This window comes from Pseudomonas sp. 67(2021), from assembly GCF_017491835.1.
GTDB lineage: Bacteria > Pseudomonadota > Gammaproteobacteria > Pseudomonadales > Pseudomonadaceae > Aquipseudomonas > Aquipseudomonas atacamensis.
Map to the genome: position 1 here is coordinate 1 of NZ_JAFGYL010000112.1, position 255 is coordinate 255.

At 62.7% G+C, this 255-nt stretch carries 1 protein-coding gene; it reads right to left on the reverse strand.

The window, feature by feature from the left end:
- A partial coding sequence (locus tag J5M66_RS26765) for an immunoglobulin-like domain-containing protein (protein WP_207810145.1) occupies positions 1 to 255 on the reverse strand: 255 nt, incomplete at both ends.

A 255-nucleotide genomic window follows, 5' to 3' on the forward strand; every position in this document is an offset into this window, starting at 1 on the left:
TCGACGGTGTCGGTCACGGTGGTGCTGACCGGGGTCTTGTCGGCGACGAGATTTTCGAAATTGCCGCCGGTTACGCCAGTGATCGAGTTGGTGATCGGCGCGTTGCCGGTCAGCGCATCGTTCGCAGTAACAGCGGTTGCGGTGCCAGTAGTCTGACCGACACCGATGGTGATGGTCTGGCCGTTAGCCAGAGTCACGACGACAGGGGAGCCAGTCACTGGTGCGCCGACGGTGGCGGTGTAAGTCACGGTGCCG